This is a genomic window from Pseudoalteromonas luteoviolacea, assembly GCF_001750165.1.
GTDB lineage: Bacteria > Pseudomonadota > Gammaproteobacteria > Enterobacterales > Alteromonadaceae > Pseudoalteromonas > Pseudoalteromonas luteoviolacea_G.
This window is the reverse complement of the sequence record NZ_CP015411.1, coordinates 4,621,885-4,643,925: the sequence shown is the minus strand read 5'-3', so window position 1 is coordinate 4,643,925 and position 22,041 is coordinate 4,621,885. Positions and strand designations below refer to the sequence as shown.

The 22,041-nt window shown below is 46.9% G+C and carries 11 protein-coding genes; 7 read left to right on the top strand and 4 right to left on the bottom strand.

Annotated elements, in window-relative coordinates:
* The first annotated feature begins 101 nt into the window (after positions 1 to 101).
* The 7 genes from S4054249_RS19830 (at position 102) to S4054249_RS19800 (ending at position 17,294) form a co-directional block, all read left to right on the top strand.
* A complete protein-coding gene (locus S4054249_RS19830) occupies positions 102 to 3,269 on the top strand; it encodes a non-ribosomal peptide synthetase (RefSeq protein WP_052960854.1) in 3,168 nt (1,055 codons plus the stop codon).
* A gap of 67 nt (positions 3,270 to 3,336) precedes the next feature.
* Positions 3,337 to 8,916 carry a non-ribosomal peptide synthetase gene (locus S4054249_RS19825; RefSeq protein WP_046354584.1) on the top strand — a complete coding sequence of 1,860 codons (5,580 nt, stop codon included), beginning with the start codon at positions 3,337 to 3,339 and terminating at the stop codon, positions 8,914 to 8,916.
* Entirely contained in the window at positions 8,913 to 12,725 is a 3,813-nt protein-coding gene (locus tag S4054249_RS19820) for a non-ribosomal peptide synthetase (RefSeq protein ID WP_046354585.1), read from the top strand. Before S4054249_RS19825 ends, S4054249_RS19820 begins: the two co-directional genes overlap by 4 nt.
* Positions 12,726 to 12,906: 181 nt before the next feature.
* On the top strand, positions 12,907 to 14,439 hold the full coding sequence (locus S4054249_RS19815) for a PepSY-associated TM helix domain-containing protein (RefSeq protein ID WP_046354586.1): 1,533 nt from the start codon (positions 12,907 to 12,909) through the stop codon (positions 14,437 to 14,439).
* Positions 14,423 to 14,731 (top strand): hypothetical protein, encoded by a 309-nt coding sequence (locus S4054249_RS27015; protein ID WP_046354587.1) that lies wholly within the window; start codon positions 14,423 to 14,425, stop codon positions 14,729 to 14,731. The genes S4054249_RS19815 and S4054249_RS27015 overlap by 17 nt, the downstream gene beginning before the upstream one ends.
* Positions 14,731 to 15,003, top strand: coding sequence for a hypothetical protein (locus S4054249_RS27010; RefSeq protein ID WP_046354588.1), 273 nt, complete (start codon positions 14,731 to 14,733; stop codon positions 15,001 to 15,003). Before S4054249_RS27015 ends, S4054249_RS27010 begins: the two co-directional genes overlap by 1 nt.
* Positions 15,004 to 15,206: 203 nt before the next feature.
* Positions 15,207 to 17,294 (top strand): TonB-dependent siderophore receptor, encoded by a 2,088-nt coding sequence (locus S4054249_RS19800; protein ID WP_046354589.1) that lies wholly within the window; start codon positions 15,207 to 15,209, stop codon positions 17,292 to 17,294.
* A gap of 179 nt (positions 17,295 to 17,473) precedes the next feature.
* Here the strand turns inward: S4054249_RS19800 and dhbA are convergent, their stop codons facing one another.
* Genes dhbA through S4054249_RS19780 form a run of 4 tightly spaced genes read right to left on the bottom strand, consistent with a single transcriptional unit; the run spans position 17,474 to position 22,037 of the window.
* Entirely contained in the window at positions 17,474 to 18,238 is a 765-nt protein-coding gene (dhbA, locus tag S4054249_RS19795; RefSeq protein ID WP_046354590.1) for a 2,3-dihydro-2,3-dihydroxybenzoate dehydrogenase, read from the bottom strand.
* Complete coding sequence (locus S4054249_RS19790) at positions 18,239 to 19,561, bottom strand: condensation domain-containing protein (protein ID WP_046354591.1); 1,323 nt, start codon at positions 19,559 to 19,561, stop codon at positions 18,239 to 18,241.
* On the bottom strand, positions 19,561 to 20,427 hold the full coding sequence (locus S4054249_RS19785) for an isochorismatase family protein (RefSeq protein ID WP_046354592.1): 867 nt from the start codon (positions 20,425 to 20,427) through the stop codon (positions 19,561 to 19,563). Before S4054249_RS19785 ends, S4054249_RS19790 begins: the two co-directional genes overlap by 1 nt.
* Positions 20,428 to 20,438: 11 nt before the next feature.
* Complete coding sequence (locus tag S4054249_RS19780) at positions 20,439 to 22,037, bottom strand: (2,3-dihydroxybenzoyl)adenylate synthase (protein WP_046354593.1); 1,599 nt, start codon at positions 22,035 to 22,037, stop codon at positions 20,439 to 20,441.
* Positions 22,038 to 22,041 lie beyond the last annotated feature (4 nt).

Here is a 22,041-nt window from a genome sequence, read left to right as displayed (position 1 = left end):
AACGTACTGCTTATGCCAATGAGATTGGCTGAGAATAACTAGGGTAAGCACATTATTGGTTAATTCATAATGGGCTGTTTGGATGCAACCCAGTGTGCCAAATGGCTCCAACTTTACTGCAAGAGACATTTGGCATGATGCAAAAGTATATTGATGCATATCCGCAGGGCCTTGGCCTGAGTGTTCAACAAAAACAACATCTTTCAACACATGAAAACAGTACACCTGCAGTGCACAGTGTATTGGTGCCGATCGCGTCAGATTTAAGCGTGTCAGTGATAAACCAGCGAGCGTCAGCGATTGCGCAGCAGCAGCTGATTTTGCAGTTTGCATTTGTGCAAATCGAGGGGCAAGGCGAGATCCATCAGATGCCTGCTGAACCTGCTACATCCGTTTGTGAAGCACTAGATGTTGCTGCGGACTTAACGGCGGTAGAACGTGCAAAGCTGATCCCAGTGTCTTTAAATGCAGCGCAGGGACACAATATACAATTAAGTCATTTTGAGGCCCGGCAGCAAACCTATTTATTGGTCCATGCCAATGCGCTGGCCTTAGATATTGCCAGTGTTTATGAATATATTGATGGATTAGTGCATGGCACTGAGTGTGATGATGAGGTGATCCAATACCCGGACTTTTTAGCCTGGGTGACAGAGACAAATTCTGCGCCAGAAGCGGCTCAAGGGGCGGCTTACTGGCAACAAGTGGGCAATCAATTACAGCAGCTTGATAAGCATTTTCACTTACCTTATCGCAATGCGCCGGAGGTCAGTGACAGGCAAACTCAGCAAAGTCTGGCGATCACTTTGGACTCATCGTTATTGCAGCGCATCGATAACTTGGCCGAGCAACTTGAATTAGAAAGTGATGTCATTTTGCAGGCGACGTGGTGGTTATTGCTCGCTAGGATCAGTCAAAATAAGGGCTTTGTCGGTGGTCTTGGCTATGATGCCAGACAGATCAGCGAAGAGCTTGAGGGGGCACTGGGTGTATATCAATTGCATTTACCGCTGGCCATTGAAGTGAATCCCACACAAACCCTCAGTGCGTGGTTGAATCACTTTGACTTCCAAAATGAGCAGCATGTTGAATGGGCTGAGTCCTTTGCTGGCAATGCCCAATATGGCATAAACACCGCGCCGAGCTGTCTGATGCAGGTATGGCACGGTGAGGCGCAGGGTCAGCTGCTACGTCTAGATGATGGCAGTGAGCTACATTTGATGTGTGTGCTACAAGAGGATGATGCGCAACTAACACTGCATCATGATAGCCAAGCCTACAGTGCGGATGCCGTACAGGCACTGCTAGCGCAGTATCAACACCTGTTGATGCACTTGGGTAACCAGCTTCACACGCCAATTGGTGCATTGTCCATTGCGACTGAGCAAGAGCAACAGCGCCACTTGGGGCTAAATCGCCCAGCCACTGATGTGCCTTTGCTATTTGATAAAATCACGCAGTTTGCGCAGCAAACTAATGTATTGGCACTGACCGACGGGCAGCAAAACCTTGATTACGTAGCATTAGATAACCGTTTGTTGCACATTGCCCAGGTCCTGAAAAATAATGGCGTAGTCAGTAATGACATCGTCACTGTGGCTTTGCCACGCAGCTTCGAGCAAGTTTTGGTGATTTTAGCCATTCAACGTTTGGGCGCGGCTTATTGTCCTGTTGATCCGGTGTGGCCCGAAGCACGCCAAGCGCAAATCATATCTGCGGCGGGCGCCTCGTGCCATATTAGCGAGCAAAGCAGTGACCAGGCTTTAGGTCTAGCGGCGCTACTCAGTGAGGCTGAACAACTGACTGCCGTGGACAACATTGCTTTACCTAATGCGCAGCAAGCTGCCTATGTGTTGTTTACTTCAGGCTCCACAGGTACCCCCAAAGGCGTGGTGATTGAGCATGGCCAATTGGCCCATTACTGCTTTGGTTCCAGTGAGGCACTTAACTTGGGGGCTGAGCGTTATGGCTTGACCTCAACCGTGGCGGCGGACATTGGTAACACCTGTTTGTTTAACGCTTTTTATAATGGGGGCAGCCTCATTGTTGCGCCTGAACAGGCAGTCAGAGAAGGACAGGCCTTTGCACAATTTGTCACAGCGCATCAGGTTGAGGTGGTGAAAATTGTGCCTTCCCATCTGCAAGCGTTATTGGAAGCTGAGCCCAAAGCACTGCCGCACAAATTAATTTTGGGTGGAGAGGCGAGTGCACCGACTTTACTACAAAAAATTCATCAACTTAGCCCAAGCACAGAAATCTATAATCACTATGGCCCTACTGAGGCGACCGTTGGCGTGTTGTCTCACCAATATCATGACTTAACCAGTTTTTCGGGCACTGTTGCCAAGTTGAGCAAGGCGTTTTCAGGTACCTCAATTTACATTCTGAACGAGCAAGGGGCGCTTTGTGCCATGGGTGAGCAAGGTGAGTTACATATTGCGGGCACACAGCTGGCCCGTGGTTATCTTAGTAAAAGTGAAAATGACGGCTTCATCATTGACAGTCCGTGGGCGCCGCGCTTATATCCTACTGGCGACGTTGCCAGATATATGCCTGATGGCAGCATCAGCTTATCTGGCCGTAAGGATGATCAGGTGCAAATTCGCGGTTTCCGTGTTGAGCCCAATGATGTTGCCGCTGCTGTGAGCCGCTGTCTTACTTCGGTAGGTTGTTATGTCACCGCCCATAAGGTGGCTGGTCAAACCGCGTTAGTGGCTTATCTGACAGGATTTAGCTATCAAGGCGAGGTAACCTTGGGCTTATTGACTGGTGATGTGAACCAATACCTTCAAACCAGTTTGCGTGAACAGCTACCTGAAGCCATGGTGCCACAGTTTTTTGTGGCACTTGAACAGTTGCCACTGCTGGCGAATGGCAAGGTTGATCGCAGCCAGCTGCCAGATGTTGCAAAGTTACAAACCCACCACTATGTCGCGCCCAACTCGCAATTAGAAACATGGTTAGCGGATGCGCTGGCAAACATTCTTGAAGTGGACAAAGTCAGTTGTGATGCAAGCTTCTTTGATCTTGGCGGTCATTCACTGGCGGCCATTAAACTGGTGACGCGCATCAAGCAGCAACTGCTGATGGATGTTGAGCCGACCTTGGTGTTTGATAATGCCACCATAGTGAAATTCGCAGCAGCGTTAAGCGCGCAGCATAGCAATCCGCAAAAATTAGAAAAAATCGCCATGACGCAATTAAAACTGGCAACACTATCGCCCGAGCAGCGCAAAGCGCTGCAGCAAAAACTCGGCTTGGGTAGCTAGTACACGTAATCCATTCAACTTTGTATATGGGAGTCGATGACTCCCTTTTCCTTTTTTCGAGATACACATGAACAACGACGATATTCTTGATGTGCTTGCAGATGAACTGGACCTTGAATTACTTGGTGAGCTGCTTGCTGAGCAACCAGAGGCTGATAACCAGATCCCGAAACACCCAGACACTTTTGGCAACCTGTCTTTTCAACAGCAAAGGTTGTGGCTACAACAGCAATTAACCCCAGAGTCGATTTCGTACAATGTCCCCCGTGCCTTTTACATTGAGACGGCTTTGGACATCGACAAACTACAAGCAGCGCTGAACGCTTTGGTAAACACCCACCAGGCGTTGGCAACGCGCTTTAGTCATGACAATACACCAAGGCAGTACTTGGTTGAAGATGTACAGGTGCCCTTGTCTATATTGACGTTAGATACATCATTGCAGGCGTGCGCAGCGGTTGATGTGTTGGGCTCGAATATCGTCACAGATTGGTTTGCTCAGCCGTTTGATTTGCGCCGTGCGCCGTTAATGCGCGCCGCTTGGATGGCGTATGGCAAAGGCGGGATTTTACTGTTAGACAACCATCATATTGCCAGTGATGGGTGGTCATTGAATTTGATTTTACGAGATTTAGTACGGGCCTATTTTGGTGAGCCACTATTACCCGCTGAGTTGCGATATTTAGATTATGCCCAGTGGCAGCGCGATGCCCTTGAGTCTGAAATGGGGCAGCAAGCGTGTTCGTATTGGCAAGACTATGTGAACTTTGAGCCGCAACATCTTGCACTCCCCAAAGCGGAGCAAGCGAGCGATGAGCGCTATGCCGTGGTGGCAAAAGCGCCCTTATCTGCCGAGCAAACCCGTGCACTGAGACAGCTTTCTCAGCAACATAACCTGACAGTTTCGTCGTTAACCATGGCGCTGTATCAGATAGTGTTGTCTCGCTTTAGCGACGCACAGCAGTTTTTATTGGGCGTGCCGACAGCTGCCAGAAATCATCCGGATATTAGCGAGATTGTTGGCTTTTTTGTCAATACGCAGCTGTATAAAAATGAATCATTGCCAGAGCGCACCTTAGTGGAGGTTGCCCGCGCAGTACAACAACATACCCTGACGGTTATTGAGCATCAGCTTATCCCATATGAATGGTTGGCTAGAGAACTTGGTTGGCAGCAAATGGGTGAGCAAAGTCATTTCCAAGCCATGTATAACTTTTCAGAGTACAAGCCCAGCAGTGATGGACCGATGCCACTACCACTGACGCCCATTGTGGTCGATAAGTTTGAAGCTAAGTTTCCGCTTTCATTAGAAGTGATTGAGCAAGCAGATACCTTATTGATCCAATTTGAAGGCGATCCAAAATACTATGACATGCCTGTGTTGGAGCGCTTATTGGCATCCTTTAGCGCATTTGTCTCCAAGCTGATCAGTGCACCAGATGTTGCGCTTGGGAACGTGGTAGTAGAAGCGGTGCCAGCAAAGGCAGAGCAAGTTGCGCCAGCCGCGGATTACTTGTCTGTGTTGACACAGAATTTTGCCATGCATCAGAATCACATTGCAGCATCAGATTTGCAAGGTACTTCACTGACGTATGCACAGCTTGATACATGCAGCGCGCAATTAGCCAATTACCTGTTAGCTGAGGGCTTGCAGAGCGAGCAAAAAGTCGCGCTGATGTATGAACGGGGTGTGGAGATGCTAGTGGCCATGTTGGCAGTACTGCGTGCTGGTGGCGTTTATGTGCCTGTAGACCCCAAGTTACCGCAATCACGCATTGACTATATCCTTGCGCACAGTGGTGCTCAGTTGGTGCTGCATAACCTCTCAGAATCAGTGAAGACAGAGGTTGAACAGTGCAATACAGCGACGTTAACTTTACAAGGTTATGCTGAAAAAGCCCCGACTATCATGATTCACCCTGCGCAATTGGCGTATGTGATTTATACCTCGGGTTCAACCGGTAAGCCAAAAGGGGTGGCCATTAGCCATCAAAACCTCAGTAACTTTTTAGCGGCTATGCAGGAAAAATTTGCTTTGCAGCGAGAAGATACGGTGTTGGCACTGACGTCCTTGTCGTTTGATATTTCAGGCCTTGAGTTACATTTGCCGCTGTATGCGGGAGCGAAGGTAAGCATTGCTCAGCTGCAAAGTCAGCTCAGTACCGCCAACTTGGCGGAGGTCTCTGTGATCCAAGCTACACCAGCTGGATGGCGTGCCTTGCTGGCGCAGAACTTAATTGAAAAACCTGTATTAGGTCTGTGTGGGGGTGAAGCACTCCCTGCGGAGTTGGCAGCCGAGTTACTCGAAAAGCAAGTGACTCTTTGGAACATGTATGGACCGACCGAAACCACCATTTGGTCTTCTTGTCAGCAGGTTGTGTCTCCCGATATTCACCTTGGGGAAACTGTGCGTGCGAATCAATTTTATGTTTTAGACGGCGCTTTAAATCCAGTGCCAGGTGGCGTCGCCGGTGAGTTATATATTGCGGGCGATGGTCTCGCCCGTGGCTATTTAAATCGTCCTGAGCTCAGTGCGGAGCGTTTCATTGCTAACCCATTTTGCCACATGGGCAGTCGCTTATATCGCACTGGAGATTTAGTGAAGTTCAACTACCTAGGCCAGTTGGAATACTTGGGACGCACTGATCATCAGGTGAAAATCCGTGGTTTTAGAATTGAGCTAGGTGAAATTGAAGCGCACTTATACCAGCAGCCAAATGTAGTTGAAGCCGTGGTAATAGCAGAAGCGTTACCAACTGGCACGCGCTTGGTGGCTTATGTGGCAGGGAGTGGACTTGAAAGCAGTACCCTACAAGCACAATTAGCAGCGCAATTGCCACCGTACATGGTGCCAAGTGTGATCATGGTATTGGATAAATTGCCCCTGAATAATTCAGGTAAAATTGACAGACATGCTTTGCCAAAAGCACAGGATGGCCAAAGTGAAGGCTATGTTGAGCCTGCGAACGAGCAAGAACAGCAATTGGCCGATATTTGGCAAACCGTCCTTAAGACTTCACCGATTGGCCGTGAAGATGACTTCTTTACCTTGGGCGGTGACTCCATTAGCGCCCTGCAATTGGCAAGTCGTATCAGTGAGACACTCGAGTGCAACTGCACAGTAAAAGATGTGTTCGATGCACCCAATGTCGCTGCTTTAGCTACGCTATTAAGCAAAGCAGACAGTACTCAGCGACCTCAGCTGGTCAAAGTCGCAGCTCAGCCGAGTTATGAATTAGCTCCAGCGCAGCTGAGCTTGTGGTTATCGGATCAACTGGTAAAAGCGCAAGACAAGCACGCGTTTAATATCTCAGGTGCAGTCACCTTGCGTGGCGCGCTGAATGTTGACTTGCTACAGCAAGCTTTTGACTTAGTGATTGCACGCCATGCCTCGTTGCGCATGCGCTTTGTTGAACACTTGGGTGAAGCCAGTATGCAAATCAGCGAGCAGTTTGATTTTAAACTGGCTGTGAAGGTACTGATGCATTTAAATGAAGCCGAGCGCACAGCGCAAAGCCAGCAATTGCAGCGTGATTTTGAAAATCAGCCATTTGATTTGACTCAAGCGCCGTTGCTGCGCGCCATGCTTATTCGGCTTGAAGAAAACGAGTACCAATTGTCGGTCAGCACACATCATATAATTTCCGATGGTTGGTCGATGAGCATATTAATTGGTGACTTGGCAACCGCATATCAGGCGCTTGCCAGTCAGCAACCACCGAGCTGGTCGCCATTACAGTTCGATTATGTGGATTATGCCAGCTGGCAGCAAACGCTACTCAGTGGTGAATCAGGGAAAGCGCTGAGAGCTTATTGGCGTGACCATCTGGCAGCGGCACCGGCAAACAGTGCATTACCAAACCATTACCCGCGCCCTGTGCAATTGAGTAATGAAGGTGGTTTGGTGGTGGGCGCATTTGATGCAGATCAAACCAAGCGCTTAAAAGCGTTTGCCAGTGAGCAACAAATATCACTCAATGCCTTGCTCTTATCAGGTTATTTCTTGTTCTTACATGCCATCAACGATAAACCTGATGTGGTGGTTGGCAGTGACTTTGCAGGACGTGATAATCCAGCGCTTGAAGCCCTGATTGGCTTTTTTGTGCGGGTATTACCACAGCGTAGCAAGCTTGATGAAAGTGATTTAGTAATTGATTTTATTAAAAAAATACAAGTTTTATCGCTGCAAGTGATGGCCCATCAAGCACTGGGTCTGGAGTCATTGACTGAGTTATTGGACTCCCCAAGGGTAAACAATATTCAACCATTAGTGCAGCAGCTATTTGTCATGCAAAACACCCCGCAGCAGCAATGGATGATGGATGACATTAGCCTTGAACCTGCCGACAGTCTCAGTGCGATTAGCAGTAAATTTGACAGTGCGCTTTTCGTCATTGAGGCGGATGAGTTGCAATGCCAGTGGGTGTTTAGAAAACAACTTTACAACCCTGAGAGTATGCAGCAATGGTTGGGGCGTTGGCAGCAATGCGTATTGCAACTCATGGAGATGAGCGAACAGCCTGTTCGTAATGTAATTTCGCCAATGATTCAGGAATTTAAAACTATGCAAAAAGCCGCCCGCGGAAATTCATTTTCAGGATTAAAGAAAGGTCTAAAAAAACGTGCGAAGGCACCTGCTGCGCCGATAAAAACGTATTTTTTACCAGACACTGAGCAGTTTCCCATTCTCGTAGAGCCGACGTCCCCTGATCTTGACCCAATTAACTGGGCAAGCAATAACCGTGATGTGATCGACGGTTATTTAAAGCAGTACGGAGGCATTATTTTTAGAAATTTTGCGCTGCAATCACCTCAAGAATTTGAGTCATTTGCTGATGCGATCCAGCCGGGATTATACGGCCAGTATGGCGACTTGCCGAAAAAAGAAGGCGGTAAAAAAACCTATAAGTCGACGCCTTACCCTGAGCGCCAAATGATTTTGTATCACAATGAGAGCTCTCACTTAGATAAGTGGCCGCGCAAGCAATGGTTCTTCTGTGAGTTGCCATCTGTGGTTGGCGGTGCGACGCCAATTGTGGATTGTCGCCGCATGCTCAAAGAATTACCACAGGAGCTAGTGGAAAAAATCAAAGCAAAAGAACTGCTTTATGTGCGCAACTTTATTCCAAATCTGGATGTTGCTTGGCAGGACTTTTATAAAACTGACGATAAAGCCGAGGTGGAAGCGCGACTGGCCGCCAGCAATACCGAGTTTCGTTGGCTAGAAAATGGCGGCTTGCAAACACGTACTAAAACCCATGGAGTGATCAAGCACCATCTAACGGGTGAAGCGTCTTTCTTTAATCAGGTGCAGCTGCATCACGAGTCTTGTTTAGAAGAGAGCGTGCGCAAGGATCTGATTGAAATGGTTGGCCATGAGTATTTACCACGCAATGTGTTTTTTGGTGATGGGACGCCGATCAGTTATGAAGAAATGGCCCTGATCGGTGACGCTTATGAGCGCTGCGCGGTCCGATTTGCTTGGCAAAAGGGCGACGTGGTAATGCTTGATAACATGTTGGCAGCCCATGCCCGTGACCCTTACGAAGAACCAAGAAAAATTGTCGTTGCGATGGGGGATATGGTATCTCAACAACAATTGGCTGACGCCAACACAGCGCAAGCAGAGCAGGAGTGCCTAGCATGATCACAGAGTATATCGAAGAATATCAACAAGGTGTTGTACTGACTGCAAACCAGCAGCGCTTTGTGACTGAGGGCAAAAACACTTTAACACTTGTTCAGTTATTGGTGCCTTGCTCAACCAGTTTGCAAGAGATCCAGCGCTATGCAGATGAGCTGGTGCAATCTCATTTAAGTTTGGCTTCAAATTATCAGCAAGTTGAAGGCTTTAAAGGACTGCGCGCTGTACCAAGTATTGATGCCAAAATAAAAGTGGATAGCATTGAGTGGACACAGGTTGGTGTGCCAAGTTTGGCACAGCTGGCGGTGACTTCTCCTGTTGAGATTGCACCTACTGTGGGCTGCAATCTTCATCTGACTCGCATTAATACTCCAGAGCAAAGCTATTTAGCGCTGCGCGGTTTTGCCGGCGCGTTGGACTTATCATCACTGGAAATCATCGCCGCTATCATCACTGGCCAACCGGATGATGAAGAAGCGCTACAGTTTCCGGATTTTGTTGCTTGGCAGCAAGAAATGTTACATGACGAAGATGGCCTAGCAGGGCAAGTCTACTGGCAAAACTATTTAACAGGGGATATCCCTGCGCCATTGCAGTTACCATACAATATGGGCACGGTCAGTGAAGGTGAGCGCAGCTATACGCAAGTACAAAATGAGATTGATGCTGCGCTGTGGCAAAGTGTTGCACAGTTTGCAGAGACATTGGAAATATCGCCGCAGAACATAGTGCAATATGCATGGTGGTGGTTGATGGCGCGTTTGGCAACGACGCCGCGCTTTTTGACCGCACTACATTATGATCCCCGCCTTGAAGACGAAGCGTTTGAAGGCGCATTGGGCCGATATGCGAAAAGCTTACCGCTGATCGTTGAATATCAGCCAGAGCAGAGCCTGCACAGCTGGCTAGGTGCGCTAAACGAGCAGTGTGAAAATCATCGTCAAGTAGCGCAAAGTATTTCTTTGGCGCAGCTCAATACTGCACTTAATGCGACAGATGCAGTAGTGCCGCTGCACAGCGCGCAGCCTGATTGGCAGGTGGGCCAACATCAAGCACTGAACTTAGCGGTGTCTGAGCAGGGCACTTTGACATTAAATTACTGCCAAAACAGTTTTTCTGCAGCAGCAGTAAGTAGCTTACTGGCGCAATTGGCTCAGGTACTGCGTGTTATTCAATCTGCACAGGTACATACCCAATCTTCAGATATCAGTCTATTAAGTGATGGTCATAAATCACAGCTTTTGGCCATCAATGGTGCCCAGTTGGCAACCCCTGCTGAAACGGTGATTTCACGAGTAGCGGGCTTTGCCAGCACAGACACTGATACTGTGGCACTCACTGATGCAAACAGCACGCTTACTTATGGCCAATTATGGCAGCAAGTTGAGCATGCAGCTAAGGGGCTAAAGGCCAGACAGCTTGACTCAACGCAGCCAGTATTACTCTTGTTGCCAAGAAGTACGGACTTAATTGTGGCGATGCTTGCCAGTATGCGGGCGGGCTTTGGTTTTGTGCCATTAGACCCAAGTTGGCCGCAGGCGCGTGTCGACAAGGTTGTCGCTCAGTTTGACAATGCCACCATGATAACGCCATCAGGGCAAGTAGGTGTGACATTAATGACATTGCAGGCTGAGTGTAATGTTGAGCTGCCATCACTTGCTTCACTTGAAACCAGTTTGGCCTACAGTATTTTTACTTCGGGTTCGACGGGCACACCAAAGGGCGTACGTATTGGCCAGCAGCAGTTGAGTGCGTATTGTGCGGCATCCTGTGAAGCGCTTAGTTTGTCAGAGCAAAATAATTTTGCGTTAACAGCAACTGTGGCAGCAGACTTGGGGTATACCTGTTTATTTAATGCGTTATATCTTGGTAAGCGACTGTGTATTGCCAATGAAAAGCAAAGTATGGACAGCACAGAGTTTGGTGCATTTTTATCTGAGCATCAGATTGACTGTATTAAAATTGTGCCTTCTCACCTACAAGCGCTGTGTGACTTAAAAGCATTGCCTTATTTCCCGCAAAAAATTGTGCTGGGTGGTGAGGCGTGTCCAAACACCTTCTTGCGCTCACTACAGCAGTGGGCGCCGCACAGTGAAATTTATAATCACTATGGGCCAAGTGAAGCCACCATCGGGGTGATGTGCCATCGTTATGTGGCAGGCGACGGTGGCGTGGCTAAGCTCAGTAAAGTCTTTGCCGGCACGCATACATATGTGCTTAACCAAGCAGGAGAACTGTGTAGTTATGGTGAAGTGGGCGAGTTATTTATCGCTGGTGCACAGCTGAGTGAAGGGTATTTGGGCCAGCCAGAACACCCTGCATTTACCGAGCACGGTGAATTTAATCAACGTGTTTATGCAACAGGCGATCTCGCCCGTTACATGCCGGACAACTCGGTGATGATCTTAGGACGTAAAGATGACCAAGTGAAAGTGCGTGGTTTTCGGATTGAGTTAGGGGAAGTGGCTGCTTGCATTGAGCAAGTAGAGGGCATTGAACATGCGCTTGTAGTTGCTGATAAAGTGGATGGACAAGTGCGTATAAATGCCTACCTTATTGCCAACCTTTATGAAGATGGAGCACTGGATAGTGAAGCGGCGCAAGCGCTAAAAAATACCTTGTTGCAGAGTCTACCTGAGGCGATGATCCCTTCTGCCTTTATGGTGGTTGCACAGTGGCCACGGTTGGGTAACGGGAAAGTTGATCGTAAAGCGCTGCCTTCATTTGCCAGTCAGACACTGGTCTATGAAGCACCGCAAGGGGAGTTAGAAGAAAAACTCGCAGCGGTATTTGCACAAGTGCTGGAGCTAGATAAAGTCAGCCGCAACGCGTCGTTTTTCCAATTAGGCGGGCATTCCATCGCGGCCATCAAGCTGGTTAAGCGCTGGGCCGATAGAGAAGCGTCGGACCTACACTTTGATTTAGGTGTTTTGTTCCAAGCGCCGAGTGTCGCTAAATTGGCTGAGTTACTTAGCAGTGAGCGTGGCGGACAGATCACACCATTGAACAGCCATAAAGCGGGTAATCGTCAAGTTATTTGTTTCCATGATGGCTTAGGGTTGACCCTGAGTTATCGTGCACTGGCAGAGCACTTAAATGAGCACGTCAACTTATTTGCCCTTGAGCCAAATGATATCGACCTTGCTGTGGATGACTTTGATGCGTTGGCCCAAAGCTACGCGGACAAAATTATCACGCAATTTGATGGGCAGCATATTGAATTGTTGGGCTGGTCTATGGGCGGCTTATTAGCAGCAAAAGTGGCTGCCTTGTTGGAGGCAGCAGGGCAACATGTCACGCGATTGTTCTTGGCTGATTCGTGGATCCCAACCGCACAAATGCGCAGCGTGACACAGTTAGAAGCCGTCAGCGAATTTTTAACGCTGGTGGTGGATAACGGCGGCGAAGCGTGGACACAACGCGTAGACAGTTATTTTGCGCCACTGCTTGGTAACAGTGAGCTTGATAGCGGCACATTAAGCGCACATTTGCAGGCATTTTGGCAATCGGTTGCGGATACGTTACCGCCGCCTTACAGTGCGATCAATGCACAGCAATTGGCGGATACCTTTAACAAGAGTGAGCGCTTGAAAGCACTGCGCGCGGTGAAATGCACTTTACCAAGCCTGCCTGAAACATTGCCAACACATGTCTTGTGGTCAGCAGAGCGTTTGGCGAGAGATATTGATGCGTATAGCACGGAGTTAGCAAATAATGGCGTATCAATGGTGGTTGAACAGCTCGATGTTGGACACCATGAGGTGGTGCGTCACCCGCAGTTATTGAATGCGGTTGCGACACAAACTAGCTAATGCTATCTGTTCACAACTAGGCTGATATATCGGGGAGTTTGGGTAACAAACGCCCCTTTTCATGTTTTTTATCTTATTTTTCTAAATTTCTATAAACGCTTCTCGTCCTGCCTGATGGTGTGGTTTTGGCTGTCTAAAACTGACTTTAAATGCACAGCCTGAAATAAACAGGAGGGAGTTTATGGATAAAAAAATGCTAACTCGGCTAACCAAGCAGCATTCCGTTTTAGGGGCTATCAGCGCCTGTATTCTCACTATCGTTTTTGTCTGTGGCAGTTTACTTTTTTTCCGAGGGCAGCTATTAAACTGGCAGTTTGCATGGCATCAAGATCAGCAAATTGAGCGCGATATGTCTTGGCAAAGTGCAGTCACTGATATGATGGTAAAAATCCCCGATTTTGCGCAGCAACGTATTACCTTAACAACTGACCCTCAGCACTATCACTTATTTCAAATTTACGTCGGTCATGATGATCGACTGCTTTATAACAATCAAACGCAACAGCTTTTTGGTCAAGACAGCGCGCAGCAGCAAGCTGCGGCAGATTTTCTGTATTTTTGGCATATTAATTTTATGACGCATATTGGCACAGATATCATTGCATTAGCCTGTATTTTCTTGATTATGGTGACTATAAGCGGCATTTGGATCCGCTGGCGAGACTTAGTGAAAAAGTTTCATCAGTATCGCGCTAATGGCAAATCTCGCGATGTGTTTAAAGATAGCCATGTGTTATTGGGCTTAGGTGTACTGTTGTTTATGTTGATGTATGGTTGGAGCAGCGCCTATTTTAATGTCGGTTATGAGATAAATGCCCCGATGTATCATAAATATGCCGAAAAAAGTGGCGAAAGCTACTGGGATGAATTGGGATTTCCACGTAAACCGGACAATTATGACATGGACGCAAAGCTGAGCGCAGCGCGCCTCAATGAAGTGATCTCTGACTATCAAAAGGCATATCCCGATATGCGGATCGCGCGCTTTGATATTTATCCGGGCCCATGGATCCGTCTGCGTGTCAGTGGTGAGTCTGATCGCAGCTTTGAGTTTGTCACCGCCTTTTATGATGTACATGGCAATTTACTTTATGAACCACAGAGAAGGCCTGTGAATGATGTATACAACATTATGATCCAGTTACATGAAGGGCATTTACTTGGTAAGTTTTCAAATTTACTTTATTTCATCCTAGCCCTGATGGCGATTGCAGCGATGTTAATTGGTAATTTGTATTGGTTGGCGATTCGAGAACCCAAACGTGCTGGGCAAGTCTTATTTCGATTGCAGCGTGCATGCTTGGAAGCGGGCACCTGCGGCGCATTATTCGCTATTGCATTGCTGTTGGTTTGCACTCGACTATTTAGCCAAGGCGAGCCATTAACTGTGCTGACAAATCAGTTGATTGTGATTGTCAGCTTACTCGGCTGTGGTTTGTTGACGTGTTATTTCAAGCAGGCAAAAGAGTCTGCTCATGCGGTTTTACAAGTGTCTGGTGCGCTGTTTTTAATCTTGCCTTGTATTGATGTCATACGCCTACTTCTGGGGCATGAAATCTACAGTTTTGTCAGTAAAGACCTGCTGACCATCAATATTGCTTTCATTGCGCTGTCAGGTTTGAGTTTTGGCTTGGCAACCATTGTGGTGCGAGTCACTGATAAAGCAAAGAAACGCGCACTTGATTTGGAGCCTGCCAATGATCGCCTTGCTTAGTTTTTTGTTGATAGGTTTGGTGTTGTTTGCAAGCTCTAAGTATTGGCCCTATGGCAAAGTGACCATAATGCAACAGACTTTTAAGCATGTGAAGCCATCATGGATGTTAACGGTGAGTGTCATCGCATTGAGCGCTTTTTATTACTTTCAACTTGGTCTCATCGCGGCGCTATTTTTGGTGTTATTTGCCTTGAGTATCGGTCTGCCTTTGGTGGTGATGATGGGTCACCACCGTGGGACAACACCGATTTTGATGCTGCTCGTATTAGCGGCAATTGGCGGGGTATTGTAATGCGCGTTTTAAATATAGGGGTCATACTCGGGTTGTTTGTTGGTTGGCTATTGGTGCGTGGTGGGATATGGCTGAGTTTAGATTTATTTGGTTTAGACTTTCATACTGTGATCACGTTCACGGAACTGATGAGTATTGTCGTTATCGCTGGTGTCGCTTTTCATTTTTCTATGCAGGCCAATTATCGAGCGCATTGTGTACTTGCTGCAAAGTATTTAATGCCAATGGGTGGGCTGTTTATTTTGTTATTTGGTATAAATGAATTTGGTTAAATTCTGATATATATCAATAATATAAAAATAATCATAAATATTTTCACTTTATAAGCAGTTGATATTTATGCACTTATTTTTGCATCCGCTCTTTTGTCACAACAAATGATATAAAGTCGCTAAATTTTTAATGTACCGCTTCGTCTGCCCTTCAGTAAATCAGCATTTTTTATCTCGACTAGGATAAGGGAGTCAAACGGCGTATGAAGCAATATTCTATGATTGCAAAAGCGGTGTGTATTGGACTACTAGCAGGTAGTTCTTCAGTAGTATTAGCAGACGATGCTAAATTAGATATGGAACGAATTGAGGTGGTTGGCAAACACCACCGCGATGTAGGGGCAACAGGACTGCCACTTGCAATCGGCGATACGCCGCAATCAATCTCTGTGATTGACCGAGAGTTCATGGATTTTCATGATATTAACTCTATTGGTGACGCTCTTACGCATAGTGCCGGTGTATACTCAGAAACATCATTAGACAGTCGTGAACGCTTTGTTTTCGCGCGTGGTTTCGAAATGAACCGCTTCTTGATTGATGGTATGGGTACGGCTGCGCGTCCTCTGCAAGCGACTCTATTAGATACAAGTATATTCGAAACGGTAGAAGTGATCCGTGGTTCAACGGGTATGCTTCAAGAAGTTGGCCAGCCTTCTGGTACGGTTAACCTAGTCCAAAAGCGTGCATACAATGGCACTGGTGGCTATGTCACAGCAGAGTATGGCTCGTGGAACAAGATGCGCGGCGAAGCCGATTTCAATACGACTTTAACCGATAGCGGTTCAGTGCGTGCGCGTGCTGTTGTTGCATTAGAAGATACGGATTCATTTGTTGATCGCTACAATGCCGATCGTAAGACATTTTATACAACGCTCAGTGCTGATATTACGGATGCACTGCAAGTATCTGTTTTTGCAAGTTATCAAGATGATGGTCAAAGTGCTAAATCAGATGGTTTACCACTGCAATTTGCCAATGGCGACCCTATCCAAATCGGTATCGAAGCCAATATTTACCCTGATTGGAGCACCCAAGATTCAACGCAAGAAAACCTAACTGGTGAACTGCGATATGAAATCAATGACGATTGGTCTGTAGTTGCAAAACTACACCATTCAACGCTTGATGAAGAAAAAGTGTTCGCAGGTCTTGATTGGCACCCATCTCCGACGGGTGATTACGCACTATTTACTTACGAAACAGATTCTGATTTTGAAACTGATCGTGCAGAACTTGGTGTGAATGGTCAGTTTGATTTGTTTGGTCAAACGCATACAGTGAACGTCACACTAGCGGATACCAATTTTGAAGAATTGGGTTATACGTTTAGACCGCTTTCAAGGGTGACGGGTAATTTAGGTGCTGAACACAGCAATGAGTCGCCAGAGCCAAAACCAGCAAAGCCTGATTATAATTATGCACAGCCGCAAGTACGTAGCGCTGAAATAGGATCTCAAAGTGCACGCGTTGCGCTTAACCTTCAACTGTTAGATAACTTTAACGTGCTATTGGGTGCAAATCGCAAAGATATTGATTCTTATAGTTTAAACAACGGTACCGTTACAGACAAAACCTTCTCTGATACAAGTTTATACTATGGCGGTGTATACAAGATAAACGAGCAAGCGGTTGTTTACGCAAGCTATACTGATATTTTTGATCAACCTCAGCAATATAATAAAGCTGGTGCCTTGCTAGAACCGCTCAGAGGTGAAAACCAAGAAATCGGATTTAGATACTCTAATACTGATAACACGTTGAGTTTAGATTTAGCTTACTTCAATATTACACAAGAAAACTATGGTGTCGTTGCTGGAAAGCACTCTGATGGCAATGTGTACTATATTGGCCAAAGTGGTATTGAGTCTGAAGGTTATGAAGTTGAAGTATCGGGATACTTCACTGAACAGTGGTTTGCATCCTTATCATTCTCTGATACGGATGTAACGAATCCGAATGAATTAGCAGGTCGTGTATCACGAGTTGTACCTGACAGAATTGCAAGTTTTAGTACTTTTTATGAGTTTGATAAACTGAGAGTCGGTGGCTACGTCAATTACGCTGGTGAGCGAGAGGGCTTTATTGGTTTAGGTCCATATGAATACGTACCAGTAGATTCGCACGTTCTGGCTGGTTTCTCAGCTTATTATGAGTTCAATGAATCATTGAGTGCTAAATTCAATATTCATAACCTATTTGATAAAGAATATAATGCGAAAATAGCCTTTATTTCAGTTCGTCCTGGCGACCCTCGCAGCTTCTCTGCGCAAGTGACTTATACGTTCTAATACGTGATATGAAGTGCCCTCGGGCGCTCCGATGTGTATATTCGCAGCACCAAGCCTCACTGATGTGGGGCTTTTTTGTGGGTAATTAAGGCCTGCAGTGATTAGAATTTAAATAGAAAGCGGCTGATAAATACAGAAAAAAGCCACCCGCTAAGGATAGGTGGCTTTGGTGTGTGTGGTCAAAAAGTAGCGCCACCATCAATGGTAAGCACTTGCATTGTGGTGTGCGAAGATAAGTTCGACGCGATGAAAACAGCCGTGTTGGCAATTTCTTCAGGCGTTGCGATTTTTTGCAGTGGAATACCCAGTTTATATTGCTCGGCAAAGCCTTCGATGACGCGTTGTGCACCTTGCTCATCTTGCCACATACCGGTTTGCATCGGTGTCAGTGTGGAGCCCGGCGCGATAACATTACAGCGGACGCCAAAGTTTGCCAGCTCAATGCCTGCGGTAAGCGTCAGTTGTGTCGCTGCAGCTTTAGATGCGCAGTAAGCGCCCATGTATTGCCTAGGTGTCTTTGCTGCATTGGATCCTATGGTAACAATGCTACCCTGGCGGGTTTGTTTAAAGTGTTTGGTACACTGCTGGATAAACACAAATAAGCTTGCTGCATTAACGTTTTGGCAATGCTGCCACTGTGCCAGATTGAGCTCGTCAAGCCCGCCCATTTCAAGCACACCTGCGACATATACAAGATTATAAGGCGCTAATCCGTGCTGGATTAGCTCCTCTAGCGTATGAGAGAGTTGCTCAGGTGCTGACAGGTCACACAGCACATGCTTGAACAGCATGCTGGTGTCGCTAAATTGACGATCAAAGCCAATGACCTTGGCCCCCAAAGCAGCAAATTGCTTTGCAACCGCAAGACCAATACCCTGCCCAGTGCCGGTGATCCATACAACCTGCTGGTTGTATTCTGAAGTGAGTGCATGTTGAAAATCCATCTATGGGGCCTCTAAGTTACATTGACTAAGTTGCTTGCATAGGGATTTGAGAGACAGTTTTGGCTGAGTTGCCCACAAATGTGCTGCCGCAAATATGCGGGTTTGAATGGTTTTGACCGCGGCTGTGTCGTAGCGTGCGATATTGCTGTCAAAATCAACGGTTGCAGGCGCGTCACCCAGCAGGTGGATCTGTAACATAATATCGTCTGTGGTACCTGCACTTAGAATGTGGCTGCTCGTTTCTACACCGGCATATTTAGGGGTACTGGCAAACGGCAGTAAATTAATTGTAGGACCAATAATATTGAGAGACTTTCCTTGTTTTTGACGATCCCGTTTGAGTGATTCAACACGATAGCTTTGCACTTTTTTCAACGCCTTGATCTGCTGATTGACTTGATGTGCCACAGCGCTTAAATCGTCATGGTCATGCAATTCTAGTGGAAGAGGTAGGACATTACTTTGCACACACGGGCTACTCAACTCCACAATGGCCTGACGGTTCATCATCACTAGTCCTAGCGTAACTTGATTCTGCTGATGTTGCTCCACCAAGGTTGCAGCGATGGCCGCAAGCAGTATTTCACTGCTGGTCGTTTTGGTCACTTGTGCTGCAGATTGGATAGTATGCCAAACGGATTGTGAGAACGTACTTGTCAGGCGATGATTTGGTTCAGAAACATCTGCTTTTTCAGTACTAAACGAGTAGACATTTTCCACGTTATCGAGCCACTGATTGAGGGTATCTCTCGCTTGATTTTGCTGGGTTTGATAGCCTTCACTGTGTTGTAATTCGAGCAGCTCTTGTTGCTCTGTGAAGCGCAATTTGGGCAGTGGTTTACCTTTACTCAGCGCATTGTAGCAGCGATTAAGTGATTGTGAGAATAAACCAAAGCCATAGCCATCTAACAGCAGGTGATGTGCTACGATCAGCAGGTAATCTTGCTGCGGGCCGCGCAGCAAAAATAATTTCATCAAGGTGTCTTGTGCAAGGTTAAACGGCTCTGCTAAATGCGGTTGGGCAAACTGCTGCGCAAAAGAGAGCACATTATCCGGGTCTTGCGTGATATCTTGACAGGTGATGTGGGGTACCGTGTTGTCATGGTGAAGCTGAGGCGTATAACTGTCATCGCTCACAAAACGACAAGCAAGCATATCGCTTGCTTGCCAAACATGTTGCAATGCTTGTTGTAGCCAACTTGCCGAGATCTTCCCTTTAAACTCTAAACACTCGGCAACATTAAAAAGCTCACCCCGACCACTGATGGTATGCAACAACCACATGGCGTGCTGCGAGTCAGTAAGTGGAAGAGGATAAATCATTAGTCTTCCTTACGCTCTTCAAGCAGCTCTACCCAAGCCGCGAGAGTTGGGATCTGAGCCAGTTCAATAAAGTTGGTTTCAATGCCCTGTTGTTGCCACAACGAGATGAGGTTCATTACCTGCACGGAATCTAAGCCATAGTCGATCAGACTTTCATGTTCGTCAAACTCATCTTCTTCGCAGTCGATCAGGGTTAAAATATGGGCTTTCAATCCCTCTAACGAAGTCAGATCTTGAGTCTGGGTGCCTAGGATCTCTGACATGGAGACCACTTTACCGCAGCGCTGTGCCACAAAGTTCAGTGCCATCATGTGCTCTTCTTTCGTAAAATCAGCGATAGCATCGGCGACTACGAATGGCTCTATATCGCGCATAAACGCATCTACAGCGGTAGTCATAACGCCAATATGGCCGTAGATCCCGACAATTAACAGCTGATCGCGCTGTTTGTCACGTAATTGCTGTTCAAAGTCGCACTTTTGAAATGCACTGTAACGCCACTTGGTGAGCACGACATCTTTATCTGTTGGTGCCAGTGCATCGACGATTGGTTGCTGTGCTGGATCCTGTAAACCTGGTCCCCACATATCCGATAATAAGCCGCGTTCATGTTTACCTTGTTTGATTGGCTGAGCGGTATAATACACTGGAATATCGTGCTCGTAGCAGTGTGCTTTGAGCGCTTGAATATTTTGGATCATGGTGTCGATCAGCGGATTGTCATCTCCATAAAAACCCACAAAATAATGTTGTACATCATGGATCAACAAAGCAGCGCGGTTGGGATCTATGTCCCAATTCACTCGGTTTTCAGGTAACTCCGCATCGCGTGGTAACGGATAGTGATTTAACTTTGGAATGCTCATGGTTTTCTCTGTTATTCGAACGTGGCACGCAAGGCTTTTTTATCGACTTTGCCTACGGCTGTTAACGGTAGTTGGGTTACGAACTTAAATTTATCTGGCACTTTATAGTCAGCAATGCCGAGTTGGCGCAGGTACTTGCGCAGAATAAGGGTGGTCAATTTGATGTCTTGATCAGCAACCACAAAGGCACAGCTTTTCTCACCCAGCGTATCATCAGGCATAGACACAATGGCCACTTGTTGAATGTTTTGGTGACTAAGTAGATGGTTTTCGACTTCTTCTGCAGCGATTTTTTCGCCGCCTCGGTTGATTTGATCTTTATCTCGACCTTCGACCACTAAGTGACCTGAGGGCAGTTGTTTGACAATATCGCCTGAGCTATAAAATCCATCGTCATCAAAGGCGGAGGCATTGTGCGTAGGTGATTTGTAATAGCCCCTAAATGTGTATGGGCCGCGCGTCATGAGTCGTCCTGATTCACCTTGGGATACGCTGTTACCATGCTCGTCGACAATTTTAATTTCATCGTGTTCGCTGATCGGACGCCCTTGTGTGGTGAGGATCAGTTCTGGATCATCATCATAGCGGGTGTAATTTACGAGACCCTCTGCCATGCCAAAGACTTGTTGTAGCTGACACCCTAAAATTGGTGTGACTTGCTCTGCAACATTGCGGCTGAGTTTCGCGCCACCGACTTGGATCACGTTTAGACTACTGAGATCGTGCTGACTGGCTGGTGCATGTTGTAACCACAGCTGTAGTGCCGGTGGTACTAAGGCTGTGTGCGTGACAGCATAGTGCGCTATCAGCTCAAAACAAATTGCAGGACTGGGATCGCTGGCTAAGATCACGGTGCCACCGGCAATAAACACACCTAAAGCACCCGGTGAGCTAAGCGGAAAGTTATGTGGTGCAGGCAGTGCACATAAATAACGGGTTTCTCCATCGAGTTTGCAGATTTCTTTACTCGCAACGACAGAATACAGGTAGTCATTATGGGTACGAGGGATCAACTTTGGGGTGCCTGTGCTGCCACCTGAAAGCTGAAAAAATGCCACGTCTTCTGGATTAAGTTCAGGCGCTGCAAAGGGGTGCTTGTTTAAATAACCTTGTTTAAGTTCGCTATTACCTTTGCTGTGATCTGTGATGATCTTGTTTAAACAAGCGAAACGATTAAATAATTCATGAGTGAATTGCTCATCACCAAATAAGGTATGGGCAGAAGACACAATCATGGCTTTTGGCTGCAAAATCTCACAATAACTTTGTAACTCTGTGCGCTGGTGATTGAACAGAGCGCAGACAGGTGCAACGCCAAGTTTTATCAACGCAAAGTAAGTGATATAAAACTCAAGACAATTAGGGAGTTGTACTACAGCGGTATCTCCTGCCACTAAGCCTTGGTTGGCAAGGTAGCCTGCTAGGTTATCACTATAACTATCTAATTGGGCATAGCTAAGTTGGCGTTGTCCGTCTGCAACGGCAATACCCTGGCTATTGTTTGGGAGCTGATCGGATAAGATACTCGTCAGCGGCTTATCTTGCCAATAACCCTTGGCGCGGTATTGTTGAGCCAGCTCTGCTGGCCAAGGTGTATATTCGATACGCATAATG